Source organism: Actinoplanes sp. NPDC023801 (genome assembly GCF_040639655.1).
In the GTDB taxonomy this organism is placed as follows: Bacteria; Actinomycetota; Actinomycetes; order Mycobacteriales; family Micromonosporaceae; genus Actinoplanes.
Map to the genome: position 1 here is coordinate 248,601 of NZ_JBFAAI010000007.1, position 15,321 is coordinate 263,921.

The 15,321-nt window shown below is 70.5% G+C and carries 13 protein-coding genes; 4 read left to right on the plus strand and 9 right to left on the minus strand.

Translation table 11 applies throughout. The features are described from left to right. Positions 1-29 precede the first annotated feature (29 nt). Both nrdR and AB0G04_RS16320 read right to left on the minus strand, forming a co-directional pair. Entirely contained in the window at positions 30-548 is a 519-nt protein-coding gene (nrdR, locus tag AB0G04_RS16315) for a transcriptional regulator NrdR (RefSeq protein ID WP_360982716.1), read from the minus strand. Between the two features lie 353 nt (positions 549-901). After that, entirely contained in the window at positions 902-1,039 is a 138-nt protein-coding gene (locus AB0G04_RS16320) for a hypothetical protein (RefSeq protein WP_360982718.1), read from the minus strand. Positions 1,040-1,289: 250 nt separating this feature from the next. Between AB0G04_RS16320 and lexA the strand changes: the two genes are divergently transcribed. Next, entirely contained in the window at positions 1,290-2,063 is a 774-nt protein-coding gene (lexA, locus tag AB0G04_RS16325; RefSeq protein ID WP_360982720.1) for a transcriptional repressor LexA, read from the plus strand. Positions 2,064-2,408: 345 nt separating this feature from the next. Here lexA and AB0G04_RS16330 read toward each other — a convergent pair whose 3' ends face one another. Together AB0G04_RS16330 and hflX are read right to left on the minus strand one after the other, a co-directional pair. Beyond that, entirely contained in the window at positions 2,409-4,247 is a 1,839-nt protein-coding gene (locus tag AB0G04_RS16330; RefSeq protein WP_360982722.1) for a hypothetical protein, read from the minus strand. Positions 4,248-4,339: 92 nt separating this feature from the next. Beyond that, positions 4,340-5,749, minus strand: a complete 1,410-nt coding sequence (gene hflX / locus AB0G04_RS16335; RefSeq protein WP_360982725.1) for a GTPase HflX — start codon at positions 5,747-5,749, stop codon at positions 4,340-4,342. A 153-nt stretch (positions 5,750-5,902) separates the two neighbouring features. Between hflX and AB0G04_RS16340 the strand changes: the two genes are divergently transcribed. Beyond that, positions 5,903-7,363: an NAD-dependent malic enzyme gene (locus AB0G04_RS16340; RefSeq protein ID WP_360982727.1), complete on the plus strand. Its 1,461-nt coding sequence runs from the start codon at positions 5,903-5,905 to the stop codon at positions 7,361-7,363. Positions 7,364-7,448: 85 nt separating this feature from the next. On the opposite strand, the gene AB0G04_RS16345 is transcribed toward AB0G04_RS16340, so the two are convergent. Genes AB0G04_RS16345 through miaA form a run of 3 tightly spaced genes read right to left on the minus strand, consistent with a single transcriptional unit; the run spans position 7,449 to position 9,945 of the window. Then, the gene (locus AB0G04_RS16345; RefSeq protein ID WP_360982729.1) at positions 7,449-8,186 is read right to left on the minus strand and encodes a glycerophosphodiester phosphodiesterase family protein; all 738 of its coding nucleotides are present in this window, start codon (positions 8,184-8,186) and stop codon (positions 7,449-7,451) included. After that, on the minus strand, positions 8,186-9,031 hold the full coding sequence (dapF, locus tag AB0G04_RS16350) for a diaminopimelate epimerase (RefSeq protein WP_360982731.1): 846 nt from the start codon (positions 9,029-9,031) through the stop codon (positions 8,186-8,188). Before dapF ends, AB0G04_RS16345 begins: the two co-directional genes overlap by 1 nt. 8 nt (positions 9,032-9,039) lie before the next feature. Continuing rightward, a complete protein-coding gene (miaA, locus tag AB0G04_RS16355) occupies positions 9,040-9,945 on the minus strand; it encodes a tRNA (adenosine(37)-N6)-dimethylallyltransferase MiaA (RefSeq protein ID WP_360982733.1) in 906 nt (301 codons plus the stop codon). A 180-nt stretch (positions 9,946-10,125) separates the two neighbouring features. Here miaA and AB0G04_RS16360 point away from each other — a divergent pair, with 180 nt between their 5' ends. Then, positions 10,126-11,334: a DUF349 domain-containing protein gene (locus AB0G04_RS16360; protein WP_360982735.1), complete on the plus strand. Its 1,209-nt coding sequence runs from the start codon at positions 10,126-10,128 to the stop codon at positions 11,332-11,334. 129 nt (positions 11,335-11,463) lie between these two features. On the opposite strand, the gene AB0G04_RS16365 is transcribed toward AB0G04_RS16360, so the two are convergent. Continuing rightward, a complete protein-coding gene (locus AB0G04_RS16365) occupies positions 11,464-12,417 on the minus strand; it encodes a pyridoxal-phosphate dependent enzyme (protein ID WP_360982737.1) in 954 nt (317 codons plus the stop codon). Positions 12,418-12,502: 85 nt separating this feature from the next. Here AB0G04_RS16365 and AB0G04_RS16370 point away from each other — a divergent pair, with 85 nt between their 5' ends. Then, positions 12,503-13,429 (plus strand): LysR family transcriptional regulator, encoded by a 927-nt coding sequence (locus AB0G04_RS16370; RefSeq protein ID WP_360982739.1) that lies wholly within the window; start codon positions 12,503-12,505, stop codon positions 13,427-13,429. A 385-nt stretch (positions 13,430-13,814) separates the two neighbouring features. Here AB0G04_RS16370 and miaB read toward each other — a convergent pair whose 3' ends face one another. Continuing rightward, the gene (miaB, locus tag AB0G04_RS16375) at positions 13,815-15,320 is read right to left on the minus strand and encodes a tRNA (N6-isopentenyl adenosine(37)-C2)-methylthiotransferase MiaB (protein ID WP_360982832.1); all 1,506 of its coding nucleotides are present in this window, start codon (positions 15,318-15,320) and stop codon (positions 13,815-13,817) included. Position 15,321 lies beyond the last annotated feature (1 nt).

Sequence of the window (15,321 nt, forward strand, 5' to 3'; positions counted from 1 at the left end):
TCGGGCTGAGGCCGGCCGGACTCGGTGCCTCAGCCGTTCAGCTTGGGTGCGCGTCCCCCGGACCGTGGCGCGACAGCGTGTCGCGTCCCGGTTTCCCGGACGGGGCCGGCTTCGCGCAGCGCGGCGATCTCCTTCTCGAATTCGTCGAGAGAGTCGAACGACTTGTACACGCTGGCGAACCGGAGGTAAGCCACCTGGTCGAGCTCACGCAACGGCGTGAGGATGGCCAGGCCCACCTCGTGGCTCGGGATCTCGGCGGCACCGCGGGCCCGGACGGCTTCCTCCACGCGCTGCGCCAGCTTCGCGATGGAGTCCTCGTCGACGGGCCGGCCCTGGCAGGCCTTGCGCACCCCGCTCATGATCTTCGTCCGGCTGAAGGGTTCCGTGACGCCGCTGCGCTTGACCACCGCGAGAACCGCCTCCTCGACCGTGGTGAAGCGCTTGCCGCACTCGGGACACGAGCGGCGGCGACGGATCAGCTGACCGTCGTCGGCCTCTCGTGAGTCGACCACGCGCGAATCGGCGTGGCGACAGTACGGGCAGCGCACTCTGAGATCTCCCTCCGGACCCGTCCCACCGATTTCCGGGCATGCCGAAACGCAGCCAACCCATTGTCGGAGCAATCGGTTGCGCTGTGGATGACATGTGGATAACCAGGGAGAAGGAAACCCAACCTGTGGACGACTTACATCCGTGTAACCACTAGATGTTGGGGTAGACGCTAGGCCCCGGCGGACGCCGATGCAAGTTCACCGGTGTGCCGACGCGCCGTATTTTCCGCCTCACCACCTGGGGTGATCACACCATCACGCCCAGCGGCCGGATCAGGTTGCGCGACGCGCCGGAGAATCGGGCACCACACCCGACGGAGATCAACCCGGGACGCCGGGGATCGAGGGGATCAGCCCTGCGAGGCGGTGGTGAAGAGGACCACGTTCGCCAGGAGGACGGTGGCGAAGAACAGACTCAGCAGCACCACCCGGCCACGACGGGTGAGCCGGAGCTGCGGCTCGGCGTGTCGCGCACCACTGACCGTCATGCCTGACTCCTCTCGGACATGCGTTCGATAGAACGCCCGTACGAGGGTCTATCAGAACACAGGTGCGAAAGTCGAGCCTTTCTACAGCGACACGCCGGTGAAAACTCGTACAGATGTTTGAATATGTCGGACCTGCACACTAGGTTCTCCGTGAAGAGGGGTCAGCCGGACGCCCGCCATCCCCACGGCGGCGACCGGCTCCGCGACGCACCACGTGCCGCGAGGCACCTGGCCGACAGGGAGGGCGGACGTGTCGACCGAAGACCGGACCAACCGACAGCAGCAGAGCAGGAAGCCCGAGACCGTCCGGCGCCGCGCACCGAGTCGTTCCCGCGCAGCGGACGCGCCGCAGTTACGCGCGGTCACGCCGGTCGGTCACGTCCCGGAAGTGGTCGCCACCGACCTGACCGCCCGGCAGCGGCGGATCCTCGAGTTCATCCGTGACTGGGTGGAGCGCTACGGCTACCCGCCGAGCGTTCGTGAGATCGGCGAGGCCGTCGGCCTGGTCTCCCCCTCCAGCGTGGCCTACCAGCTGAAGGCCCTGGAATCCAAGGGATACCTGCGCCGCGACCCCAACCGTCCCCGCGCTGTGGACGTGCGGGCGCCCGGCGACCTGGTCGACGACGATGCGCTGCGTGCGGCCCGCCCGCAGCCCACCTACGTGCCGCTGGTCGGCCGGATCGCCGCCGGGGGCCCGATCCTCGCCGAGCAGGCCGTCGAGGACTTCTTCCCGCTGCCGCGCGAGCTGGTCGGCGAGGGCGAGGTGTTCATGCTCGAGGTCAAGGGCGACTCGATGATCGATGCCGCGATCTGCAACGGCGACTGGGTGGTCGTGCGCCAGCAGCCCAACGCCGAGGCCGGTGACATCGTCGCCGCGATGATCGACGGCGAGGCGACGGTCAAGAGTTACCGGCAGCGGGACGGGCACGTCTGGCTGATGCCGGCGAACCCGGCCTTCGACCCGATCCCCGGCGACGACGCGACGATCATGGGCCGCGTCGTGGCGGTCCTCCGGCGAATCTGACCGCCACCCGCGCAGTGTGGTGAGTTGCGGCTCGATGCGCACCACAACTCACCACACTCACCGCCACCCCACTGCCGCGTGGTGACCTACGGCTCGCATGAGGGCACTGATCACCACGCTCACCGGCACCCACCCCCGCGTGGTGACCCGCGGCTCGCGTGAGGGCGCTGATCACGACGCTCACCGGCACCCGAAGGCGACGTGGGTGGCCTGAGGCTTGAAACGCGCCACGACTCTCGCCGCTGGCCGGGCGCCGGCCGGGTACGGCGTTGCGCTCCGGAGACGGCGAGGCGGCCACGAAAAAGCCGGCTCCGCCGGGTCGGCGGGGCCGGCTATCGACGGCGGCTATCGACGGCCGTCGGGGCCTTGCGGACGACCACCATAGGTGCCGGGAGCGTGTCCTTGCGGCCCACGAGGCGGCTGCTGACCGCCGTAGACACCGCCGCCACCACCGCCCTGCTGCGGACCACGAGGCGGCTGCTGCGGTCCACGGGCCGGGGCCTGCTGCGGACCACGCGGCGGCTGCTGAGCCCCGCCACGGCCGGGCACCTGCTGCGGACCACGTGGAGCCGCCTGCGGATTACGAGGCGGAGCCTGCTGCGGATTACGAGGCGGAGCCTGCTGCGGGCTACGAGGCGGAGCCTGCTGCGGATTACGGGCCGGAGCCTGCTGGGGGTTACGGGCCGGAGCCTGCTGGGGGTTACGAGCCGGAGCCTGCTGGGGGTTACGAGCCGGAGCCTGCTGCGGATTACGGGCCGGAGCCTGCTGGGGCCCACGCGGCGGCTGACCGGCAGGACGGGCGTACTGCGGGCCGCCCCCACCAGAACCGCCCTTACCGCCGCCGCCCTGGCCACCACCGCCGTAGACGCCTTTGCCGCGTTGCGGGCCACCGGCGGCCGGGCCACCGGATTGCGCGCCGTAGACCGGACCGCCCCCGGGCCGTCCGCCCCCACCACCGGCGCCGTAGCCGGCACCACGCTGCGGTGCGCCGCCGACACCGATCAGCTCCGTCTCCGGGTCGCCCTTGCGCGGGCTACCGGACAGGAGGTCGTCGTCGTCATCGCCGGTACGGCCCTGCGGCGACTTGCGGAACCGCATGATGCCGAAGACGCCGGCGCCGACCAGGATCAGGCCGAGCACACCGATGCCACCCACGATGTAGGTGACGTCGTCGATGCTGAGATCCGAGTACCACGAACCGCCACCGTCGGCGTCGGCTGATTTCGCGGACTTCGCCGCGACGGTGGTGGCCGGGGTGTACTCCCGGATGTGGTTGGCGGCGTCCTTGACTCCGCTCATGTCAGAGACCGTGTAGAAGAGCTTGCCGTCATTGCTGTAGGCGATCGCCTCACCGAGCGGCTCGTTGGGCAGGCCGGTGGTGCGGGGCTCCTTCTTGAGCGCTGCGATCACGTCGCCACCGGTCACGTCCCACTCGACGGCGTCGGTGTAGGTCCGCAGCACCACCTTGGTCACGTCCTTGGTGACCGCGCCGCCGGTGATCGTCTTGTTGCCGATCCGGGCGACCGGGTTGCCGGCCGTCTCGGTGGCGGAGAGCCTGATTTCGCCGACCCGCTCCAGCGGGACCGGGGTGTTGCTGTTCTTCTTCAGCGCGGCGGACGGTTTGTAGATGCCGGCGGCCGCACCGATCTCCTTGGTCACGATCAACGGTGTGCCGTCACCGTCGAAGATCAGTGCCTCGGCGTCGTGCTTGTCCTTGTCCGGGTACTTCACCCGGTGGATGACCGCCTCGCCGTTGCCGCTGACCGGGATGCTCCAGAGCGCGACGTGCGGCCGGACGTTCGACGGGTCGTTGCGGACATTGTTGTCACCGATGTCGGCGATCCACAGCGTCTGGCCGTCGGGCGACAGCACGATGTCCTCGGCGTCGAGCGGCGTGCCGTCGAATGACGCTTCCTTGACCTTCTCGCACTCACGGTTCAGGAAGTAGATCTTGGCGGCACCACCGTCGATCCGGCCGTCGTTGACGACGGCGTAGCCGGCCTTGGTGGTCGCGATGCCGGAGATCTCCGCCAGCTCGGGATCGGCGATCTTGCAGAGCTTCTTGCCGGGCGTCGACTTCGCGCTCACGGTGGGCGCGGGCGTCGGGTCCTCGGCGGACGCGCTGGAGGAGCCGACCATTACCAGACCGATGGCCACGATGGTCGGAAACACGAGACGCCGCATCCGAACAGTGTCGCACGCGACGTCTCGTGCCGGTATTACGTGTGGATCAACACGGGCGACAGCACCCATGAAGTCCGGATTGCGTTTCCTGCTCAGCTCCGAAAATCGGACAGCTCCGCAGCGATGCGTTCATCGACGCGGACCAGGAGTTCGGTCCCGTCATCCAGATGCCGGGACTGGAGCACCTGACCGGACCGGTGCACCCGGGCCACCAGGTCACCCCGGTCGTACGGGATCAGGACCCGCATCTCGATCGCGGGCCGGGGCAGCCGGTCGGCGATCGCCTTGTGGAGCTCCGCGATGCCGGCCCCGGAGCGAGCCGACACGAAGAGCGCCTCCGGCCACGTCCGCTTGAGCCGGAGCACGGTCTCCTCGTCGGCCGCGTCGACCTTGTTGATCACCAGCAGCTCGGGGAGCTGATCGGCCCCGACCTCGCCGAGCACCTCGCGGACCGCGCTGACCTGGCCCTCGGGGTCCGGGTGGGCGCCGTCGACGACGTGCACCAACAGGTCGGCGCGGGCCACTTCCTCGAGCGTCGAGCGGAACGCCTCGACGATCTGGTGCGGAAGGTGCCGGACGAACCCGACCGTGTCGGAGAGGGTGAAGACCCGCCCGTCCTCCGCGGCGGTGCGCCGCGTGGTCGGGTCGAGCGTGGCGAACAGTGCGTCCTCCACCAGCACACCCGCGCTCGTGAGGCGGTTGAGCAGGCTGGACTTGCCGGCGTTGGTGTAACCGGCGATGGCCACGGCCGGCACGCCGCTCGCGGCCCGGCGGGAGCGCTTGGTCTCCCGTACCGTCTTCATGGACTTGATCTCACGCCGCAGTTTGGCGATGCGGGTGTTGATCCGCCGCCGGTCGGTCTCCAGCTTGGTCTCACCGGGACCACGGGTGCCCACGCCGCCGCCCGAACCGCCGCCGGCGCCGCCACCCTGGCGGGACATCGACTCACCCCAGCCGCGCAGTCGCGGCAGGAGGTATTGCAGCTGGGCCAGCTCGACCTGGGCCTTACCTTCGCGGCTCTTCGCGTGCTGAGCGAAGATGTCGAGGATCAGGGCGGTCCGGTCGACCACCTTGACCTTGATCTGCTGCTCGAGATTGCGCAGTTGGGACGGGGACAGCTCGCCGTCGCAGATGACCGTGTCCGCGCCGGTCATGACGACCACGTCGCGAAGCTCGTGGACCTTGCCGCGGCCGATGAAGGTGGCGGCGTCGGGCTGTTTCCGTCGTTGGATCAGGCCCTCGAGGACCTGGGAGCCGGCGGTCTCGGCAAGAGCGGCCAGCTCGGTGAGTGAATTGTCGGCATCTTCGACACTGCCCTCGGTCCACACCCCGACCAACACGACCCGTTCGAGTCGCAACTGGCGGTACTCGACCTCGGTGACGTCGGTCAGCTCGGTGGAAAGACCGGCCACCCGCCTGAGCGAGTGCCGCTCCTCGAGCTCCAGGTCCCCGGTGGTGGGATCCAGCTCGTCAAGGACGGGTGTCTGGTACGTGTTTCGCAAAAGGTGACCTCCTACGTTCGATCGTGGCACGTCACGAGAGCGAACGCATCCGCATAACTCCACCTGACCCATCAGTAACCACCGAGCGGTGAGCCGTTATTCCACAAGAGCGACAATCTGAGGACTTCACCCACCAACGTCGGAGGGAACACCGTGGTGACCACCCGCCTGCCGAGCGCAGGATTCTCGATCACGATCCGAATCGCCGTTACCGCGGACGCCTCGTCCATCGGACGACTCACCACCTGTGTGGGTGAAGCCGGCGCGATCGTGACGGCGCTGGACGTGGTGGACTCCGACCCCACCCACGTCCTGGTCGACCTCACCTGCGACACCGCCGACGCCGCGCACGCCGATCAGGTCGTCAAGCAGCTCGAGGAACAGGACGGCGTCGACGTCCGCAAGGTGTCGGACCGCACGTTCCTGCTGCACCTGGGCGGCAAGATCGAGGTGTCGTCGAAGGTCGCGCTCCGCAACCGTGACGAGCTGTCCCGGGCGTACACCCCCGGGGTGGCCAGGGTCTGCATGGCGATCGCGGAGAACCCGGCGGACGCCCGGCGCCTCACCATCAAGCGCAACACGGTCGCCGTGGTCAGCGACGGTTCGGCCGTCCTGGGCCTGGGCAACATCGGTCCGGCCGCGGCCATGCCGGTGATGGAGGGCAAGGCCGCGCTGTTCAAGCGGTTCGGCGGTGTGGACGCCTGGCCCGTGGTGCTCGACACCCAGGACACCGACGAGATCGTCGCGATCGTCAAGGCGATCGCGCCGGCCTACGGCGGCATCAATCTGGAGGACATCGCGGCACCGCGGTGCTTCGAGATCGAGGCGCGGCTGAAGGAACTGCTGGACATCCCGGTCTTTCACGACGATCAGCACGGCACCGCGATCTGCGTGCTGGCGGCACTGACCAACGCGCTGCGGGTGGTCGGCAAACGGATGCAGGACGTCAAGGTCGTCGTGTCCGGGGCCGGTGCGGCCGGTACCGCGATCATGAAACTGCTCATGCGCCAGGGCGTGGGCGACATCATCGCGTACGACCGGAAGGGTGCCCTGCACCGCGGCATGCCCGGCCTGAACGAGTCGATGCAGTGGCTGGCCGAGAACACCAACAAGGAGAACTACGCCGGCGACCTGCCCGGTGCGATCGTCGGCGCGGACGTCTTCATCGGGGTCTCCGCACCGAACCTGCTCACCGGCGACGACATCGCGAAGATGGCGGAGAAGTCGATCGTGTTCGCGATGGCCAACCCGGATCCGGAGGTCGACCCGCGCGAGGCCCGCAGGCACGCGGCGATCGTCGCGACCGGCCGCTCCGACCAGCCCAACCAGATCAACAACGTGCTGGCCTTCCCGGGTGTGTTCCGCGGCATGCTGGACGCCGCCGCCGAGGAGTTCACCGAGGAGATGGCGCTGGCCGCGGCCCGGGCCATCGCCGACGTGGTCGGTGAGGACAAGCTCAACCCCACGGTCATCATCCCGAGCGTCTTCGACCCCCGGGTCACCCCGGCGGTCGCGGCGGCGATCCGGGCGATCGTCCGGGGCGGTCCGGTCCCGGCCAACCCCGCGGCGGTTCCGGAGAGCGAACTCGACAAGGCCCCGGAGACGACTTTCTGAAAACCTTCCGCGGGTACGTCCATCGCGCACCCGATCGTGGTGACCTGCGGCGCCCAGCGCGCCGCGGGTCACCACACGGCCGGGGTCAGGCGCTGGCCCAGCCGGTCAGCTCCCCCACCAGGTCGGTGATCAGCCCGGCCACGCCCGCGTCCACAAGCGGGCGCCACTGGGCGATGTCGTTGGGGGTCCACGGCATCACGCCGACCCCGGCCGCGGTGAGCGCGGCCATCGTCTCCGGCCCGTGCAGCACGTCGTCCACGGGCGGATTGCACCAGACGACGCCCAGCTCACGGGAGAGCTCGACGGTCTCCGCGTCGAACCGGAACAGCAGCAGGCCACGACGTACCTCGGGAGCCACGTCGCGGACCTTGCGGACCACGTCGGCGTCGAAGCTCTGCACCACGGCCCGGCCCAGCAGGTCGCGCTCGGCGAGCTGGGCGACGACCGATTTCACCTCGTCGAGGGTGGCCGGCGGCTTGATCTCGACGAGCAGTTCGACCGGCTCGGGCGCGAGCAGGTCGAGCGTCTCGGCAAGCGACGGCACCCGAAGGCCGGCGAACCCGGGACCGAACCAGGACCCGGCGTCGAGTACGGCCACCTCGTCCCAGGTCAGGTCCCAGACCCGGCCGCTGCCGTTCGTGGTGCGGTTCACCGTGCGGTCGTGGATCACCACCGGCACGCCGTCGCGGGTCACCCGGACGTCGAACTCGACGACCGTGGCACCGGCCCGGACCGCGGCGGCGAAGGCCGGCAGCGTGTTCTCGGGCGCGACGGTGGAATAGCCCCGGTGCGCCACCCGGGCCAGCAGGTTGTCGGCCGGCATCAGAGCACGGCCGCCGGGTCGACCTCGCCGTCGGCGACCAGCACCGCCGGGCCCTCCAGCCACCAGGCGCCGTCCGCGTCGGCGGTGACGATCACCCGGCCGCCGAGCACGTCCACCGCCACCGAACCGGTCGGGAGGCCGGCATCGCGCAGCGCCACCGCGCCGACCGCCAGCGCACCCGTGCCGCACGACTGGGTCTCGCCGGAGCCGCGCTCGTGCACCCGCATGCGGACGTGCAGGTCCACGCCGTCGAGTGGCTCGGCGGACTCGACGAACTCCACGTTCACCCCGGCGGGGAAGATCTTCCGGTCGTGCAGCGGTGCCGTGGTCAGGTCGAGGGCGGTCAGTTCCACCCCGTCGTGCAGGCCGCAGACCAGGTGCGGGTTCCCGCAGTCGACCGCGACTCCGGGGACGGTCAGGGCTCCGATGGTCGCGGTGCTTCCCGCGTACACCCGGGGGGTCGTCATCCGTGCGCTGATCGTGCCGTCACCGACGACGGTGACCAGCACACCGGCCCGGGTCGCCACCGCGAGGCCCGCCGGGCCGGGCGTGGCCAGGCCCTTCTCCAGCAGATAGCGGACGAAGACCCGCAGGCCGTTGCCGCACATCTCGGCGATCGAGCCGTCGCTGTTGTGGTAGTCCATGAACCACTCGGCCTCGCCGGCGTGGCCGGCGGCCTCCGGGTGCTTGGCGCTGCGCACCACCCGGATCACGCCGTCACCGCCGATGCCCCGCCGTCGGTCGCAGAGCGCCGCGACGAGTGCGGGTGTCAGCTCCAGCTCGCCGTCGGGATCGGGGAGCAGGACGAAGTCGTTACTGGTTCCATGGCCCTTGGTGAAACGCACGCGGCCCATCATCGCGCAAGGTCCAGGGCATCCGCCAACAGCTTCGGCGCCGCGCCGTCGAGCCAGGTGATCGAGGGGTCCCGGCGGAACCAGGAGCGCTGACGGCGTACGAACCGGCGGGTGCCCTGCACCGTGTCGGCTCTGGCCTGCTCCTCGGTGAACACGCCGTCGATCTGGGCGAGGGCCTGCTGGTAACCGAGCGCGCGCGACGCGGTGCGCCCCTCCCGGATGCCGTGCAGGCCGCGGACCTCGTCGATCAGCCCGGCCGCCCACATCTGATCCACCCGCAGCGCGATCCGCTCGTCGAGCTCGGCGGTGTCCCGGTCGACGCCGATCTGCACCGACTCGTAGACGGGCCGCGGGTCCGGCAGCGAAGCGGTGAAGGGCCGGCCGGTCAGCTCGATCACCTCGAGCGCGCGGACGATGCGCCGGCCGTTGCTCGGCAGGATCTTCGCGGCCGCCTCCGGGTCGCGCTCGGCGAGCCGGGCGTACAGCGGGCCGGTGCCGGTCCCGGCGAGTTCCTCCTCGAGGCGGGCCCGGATCGCCGGATCGGTACCGGGGAACTCGAAGTCCTCCAGCACCGCGCGGACGTAGAGGCCGGAACCACCGACGAGCAGCGGCACCCGGCCGCGCGCGTGGATGTCGTCGATCGCGGCGCGGGCCAGCCGCTGGTATTCGGCGACCGCGGCGGGTTCGGTCACGTCCCAGATGTCGAGCAGATGATGCGGTACGCCCTCGCGCTCGGCCGGGGTGAGCTTGGCCGTGCCGATGTCCATCCCCCGGTAGAGCTGCATGGAGTCGGCGTTGACCACCTCGCCGCCCAGCTCGTGGGCTAGCGCGATGCTCAGAGCCGACTTGCCGGCGGCCGTGGGACCGACGACGGTGAGGACTCGCAGACCTGTCCGGAACGGCACGAACCCACCGTAGGACACCGTTGTGTCACGGTCGTCAGCGGGAGCTTTCCCCTAACCGGGTTGGACCTGTGACAATGCGCGAGAAAGAATGCCGATGAGAAGTTGGCATTCAGACTGCGCCGTGGCGGTGGCCGCAGGCCCGGTTCGGGCCGGTGACGCCGGGAGAACGAGGATGAGCTCATGAACGACTGGACGGCCTTCGGGCGCGTGGATGCCGACGGCACCGTGTACGTGAAGACCGCTGAGGGCGACCGGGTGGTCGGCTCCTGGCAGGCGGGCACCCCTGAAGAGGGGCTGGCCCACTTCGCCCGGCGATTCGCCGATCTGGTGACCGAGGTCGAGCTCGTCGAGGCTCGCCTCAAGTCGGGCGCAGCGGACGCGGCCCACTCCCTGAGCAGTGTCAAGCGGCTGCGCACGACGCTCGACGAGGCCCACGTGGTGGGTGACATCGACGGTCTCGCCACCCGCCTGGACCGGCTCGCCACGCTCGCCGAGGAGAAGGCCGGCGAGGCCCGCGCGGCCCGCGAGGTCGCCCGCACCGAGGCCCTGGCCCGCAAGACGGCGCTGGTCGAGGAGGCGGAGACGATCGCCGCCGACGCCACCGGCTGGAAGACCGCCGGCGACCGGCTCAAGGAGATCCTCGACGAGTGGAAGACCATCCGCGGCGTCGACAAGAAGACCGACGGTGAGCTGTGGAAGCGGTTCGCCGCCGCCCGGGACGGCTTCACCCGCCGTCGCGGTGCACACTTCGCCACTCTCGACGGTCAGCGCAAGCAGGCGCAGACCGCCAAGGAGGAGCTGGTCAAGGAGGCGGAGGCGCTGGCCGAATCGACCGAGTGGTCGAGCACGGCGAACCGGCTCAAGGACCTCATGACGGAGTGGAAGGCTGCGCCGCGCGCCGCCAAGGAGGCCGAGCAGCGCCTCTGGGAACGCTTCCGCGCCGCCCAGGACGCGTTCTTCACCAGGCGCAGCGAGGTCTTCTCCGCCCGTGACGCGGAGTACCAGGGCAACCTGGAGAAGAAGCAGGCCATCCTCGCCGAGCTCGAGGCGGTCGACGTCGACGCGGACGCCCGCGCCGCGCAGAACAAGCTGCGTGACGCCCAGGCCGCGTGGCACGAGGCCGGCCGGGTGCCGCGGGAGGCCTCCGCCTCGCTGGACCGGCGCTGGCGGGCCGCCGAGGAGCGGATCCGGGTGGCGATGGACTCGGCGTGGCGCAAGACCAGCCCGCAGGACAACCCGCTGCTGCGCCAGATGCGCGAGCAGGTCGCCGAGGCCGAGCAGCGTCTCGAGCGGGCGAAGGCGGCCGGCGACAACCGCCGCATCAAGGAGGCCGAGCAGGCGCTCGCCTCCAAGAAGCAGTTCCTCGCTCTGGCCGAGCAGGCCAACTGAGGTTCCCGCCGAGCGAGCCGACTGAAGTTCCGGCCGAGCAGGCCGACTGACGTTCCAGCCGGGGTGGCGGGCTGTCGAGCCCGCCGCCCCGGCTTCTTCGTGCCCGGGTATCCGTGCGGCCGGGGTTCTTCACAGCCCGCACAGGGTGGCCAGCTCGGCCGGGTCGGCGTTGCCGCCGGTGCACACGACCGCCACCCTCTTGCCGTGGAACAGGTCGGGCCGGCTCAGCACCCCGGCCAGCGCGGCCGCCCCGGCCCCTTCGGCGAGGGTGTGCGCCGCGGTCGCCAGCACACTTCTCGCCCCGGTGATCTGCTCGTCGGTCACCAGCAGGAAGTCGGCGAGACGATCCCGCATCAGGCTCTGCGGCAGCGCGAAGCCCCGGCCGGTGGCCAGTCCGGCGGCGCGGGTGCGGTTGGGGCGTTCGACGAGCTCGCCGGAACGCCAGGAGTCGTGCGCGGCCGGCGAGGCCGACGATTGGACGGCGATGACCGCGCAGCGGGGTGCCAGTCCGGCGGCGACGAGACAGGCCGCGGCGGCGCCGGTCCCGCTGCCGACCGGGACGACGATCGCGTCGAGGTCGGGGCGTTGTTCCAGGATCTCCAGATAGACGGTGCCGACCCCGGCCAGCAGCTCGGGCGTGTCCCCCGGGCTGATCAGACGGGCCCCGGTCTCGGCGGCGTACTCGCGGGCGTGCCGTTCGGCCGCTTCCAGGCTGTCGCCGGTGCGGACCGCCCGGGCGCCCCAGCCCTCGACCGCCGCCGCCTTGCTCTCCGGTGTGCCGGCCGGCATGACGACCGTGCACTTCGACCCGAAGACATGCCCGGCGTACGCGAGCGACTGGGCGTGGTTACCGGTGGACCAGGTGACCGTCCCGCGTTCCCGGTCGGCCGGGCTCATCCCGGCCAGCAGGGTCAGGCCGCCGCGCACCTTGAAGGCTCCGACCGGCTGGGTGTTCTCGTGCTTGACCAGCACCGAGGCGCCGGCAGCTCGGTCCAGCAGCGGATAGGACCACATCGGTGTGGGCGGCAGGTGGTCGCGGAGCAGATCGCGGGCGGCGCGGATGTGGTCGAGGGTGAGTTCCATGCCTTCGATGGTCGGCCCCGGACCGGCCATAGGTCCAATGTCAGTGTTCTCTAAAACCCATAGACCACGTTGATACATTGACGCCATGCTCGACGTCACCCGGCTGACCGTGCTGGTCGCCCTCGCCCGGCACGGTTCGGTCACGGCAGCCGCGCGGGCCCTGCACTACGCCCAGCCGTCGGTGAGCCACCACTTGGCCCGGCTCGAGGCCGAGACCGGCACACGGCTGCTGCAGCGGGCCGGTCGTGGCGTGCGGCTCACCGAGGCGGGGCGTCTGCTCGCCGACCGGGCCGAGGAGATCCTGGGCCGGCTCACGGCCGCCGAGGCGGAGCTGGCCGAGCTGACCGGGCTGCGCGCCGGGCGGGTCCGGCTGGCCGCGTTCCCGTCGGCGCTCGGCACGTTCGTCCCGGTGGCCGCGGCGGGATTCGTCGCCGCCCATCCGGGCGTCGATCTGCGCTTCGTCGAGGCCGAGCCGCCTGACGCGGTCCGGCTGCTACGGGGTGGCGAAGTGGAGGCCGCCCTCGTCTTCAGCCACCCCGGCGAACCGTTCCCGGAGCTGGCGGGCCTGCGGCACGAGCCACTGCTGGAGGAGCCGACCTGCCTGGTCGTCCCGGCGGACCGGCCGGGCGACCGGCTGACCGACCACCGGGACCGGCCGTGGATCGGCGGGTGCGAGAAGTGCCGCGACCGGCTTGTCAGCGCCTGCGCGGCGGACGGCTTCACGCCGGACATCCGGTTCACCACCGACGACTACGTGGCGGTGCAGGCGCTGGTCGCCGCCGGGATGGGCGCCACCACCCTGCCCGCCCTGGCGCTGGCGGCCCACCGCGATCCACGGGTGCGGGTGGTCCCGCTGCCCGGCCCCGGCCGGCAGGTGTCGATCGCTCTGCCCGGCGACCCGCCGGACCCGCCGGCCACGGCCGCCTTACTCGCGCAGCTCAGGGCGGCGGTCGCTTCGACACTTCACACCGATCTCGGGAGTTCGCGGCCGGCTCGAGCTGCGCCGTCCTGACCTCCGCGAGCCCCTGAACCGCAAGTCACCCCGCTTCAACCGCGTAGTGATAGCGGTCCGATCCACCCCACACATCCCCACGCGGGGACGCTCCGCCCGCACCGTGATGACCTACGCCCACCGGCAAGCCGTAGATCACCACACGGGGGCGCGCCCGCCGTAAGTCACCGCGCGCCTGCCGGCCAGCCACAAGTCACCACGCGGGGCGTAACGCCGGGAGCGTGGCGACCTGGGTTCACATCGCGCCGCAGCTCACCCCGTGAGTGGAGGATGCGATGGCGGCACACCTCCGGAGAGCTGCCGCGCAGGCGATCGGCGGCCGGAGCGACGACGTCAACGAGCGCGACGTCGCACTAGAAACTCACCAGATCAACGGTGACGGAGGTCAGAGGGCGCAGCCGTCGGTGGCGGGCGGCAGCGGGGCGGGGACGCCGATGCTGGGCAGGCCCAGCGAGACGCCCTTCAGTTTCGGGGTTCGGCCGGCCTCGAAGGCGTCGCCGGCACGCGTCCGGCGGTGACTCAGCGGATCGCCGTCCGCGTTCAGGTGGTGCGGGGCGGCGTAAGTGATCACCGTCTCGACGATGTCGCCGGGACGCGGAGCCCGGTCACCGGTCAGGTCGCCGGTGGCGAAGTGCACCAGGCGGCCGTCCCGGGCCCGGCCGCTCATCCGGCCGGTGCGCTCGTCCTTGCGGCCCTCACCGACCGCGACCAGGACCTCGACCTTCTCGCCGACCAGCTTCTTGTTCTCCGACCACGTGATGTCCTCGAGCGTGGCGATCAGCCGGTTGTAGCGGTCCTGGACGACCGCCTTGGGAACCTGCTCCTCCATGGTCGCGGCGGGCGTGCCGGGCCGCTTGGAGTACTGGAAGGTGAACGCGCTGGAGAACCGGGCCCGGCGGACCACCTCGAGAGTCTGCTCGAAGTCCTCCTCGGTCTCGCCCGGGAAGCCGACGATGATGTCGGTGGTGATCGCGGCGTCCGGCATGGCGGCCCGGACCTTCTCGATGATGCCCAGGTATTTCTCCTGGCGGTAGCTGCGGCGCATGGCCTTGAGCACGGTGTCGGACCCGGACTGCAGCGGCATGTGCAGCGAGTGGCACACGTTCGGCGTCTCGGCCATCGCGGCGATCACGTCGTCGGTGAAGTCCTTCGGGTGCGGGCTGGTGAACCGGACCCGCTCCAGGCCCTCCACCTCACCGCACGCGCGCAGCAGCTTGCCGAAGGCGAGCCGGTCACCGAACTCGACGCCGTAGGAATTCACGTTCTGCCCGAGCAGGGTCACCTCGAGGACACCCTCGGCGACCAGCGCGCGGACCTCGGCCAGGATGTCACCGGGACGGCGGTCCTTCTCCTTGCCGCGCAGGCTCGGCACGATGCAGAAGGTGCAGGTGTTGTTGCAACCCACCGAGATCGAGACCCATCCGGCGTACGTCGACTCGCGCTTGGTCGGCAGCGTGGAGGGGAAGACCTCGAGCGACTCGAGGATCTCGACCTGCGCCTCCTCGTTGTGCCGGGCGCGTTCGAGCATGGCGGGCAGGGAGCCGATGTTGTGGGTGCCGAAGACGACGTCGACCCAGGGCGCCTTCTTGACGATGTCGCCCTTGTCCTTCTGGGCGAGACAGCCACCGACCGCGATCTGCATTCCGGGGTTCTTCAGCTTGGTCGGGCGCAGGTGGCCGAGGTTTCCGTAGAGACGGTTGTCGGCGTTCTCGCGTACCGCACAGGTGTTGAAGACCACGACGTCAGCGGCGTCCGTGTCGGCGGCGCGCACGTAGCCGGCGTCCTCCATCAGGCCGGAGATCCGCTCGCTGTCGTGCACGTTCATCTGGCAGCCGTAGGTACGCACATCATAGGTGCGCGGGGTGCCCGCAGTCTCGGTAGTCATGGCAATT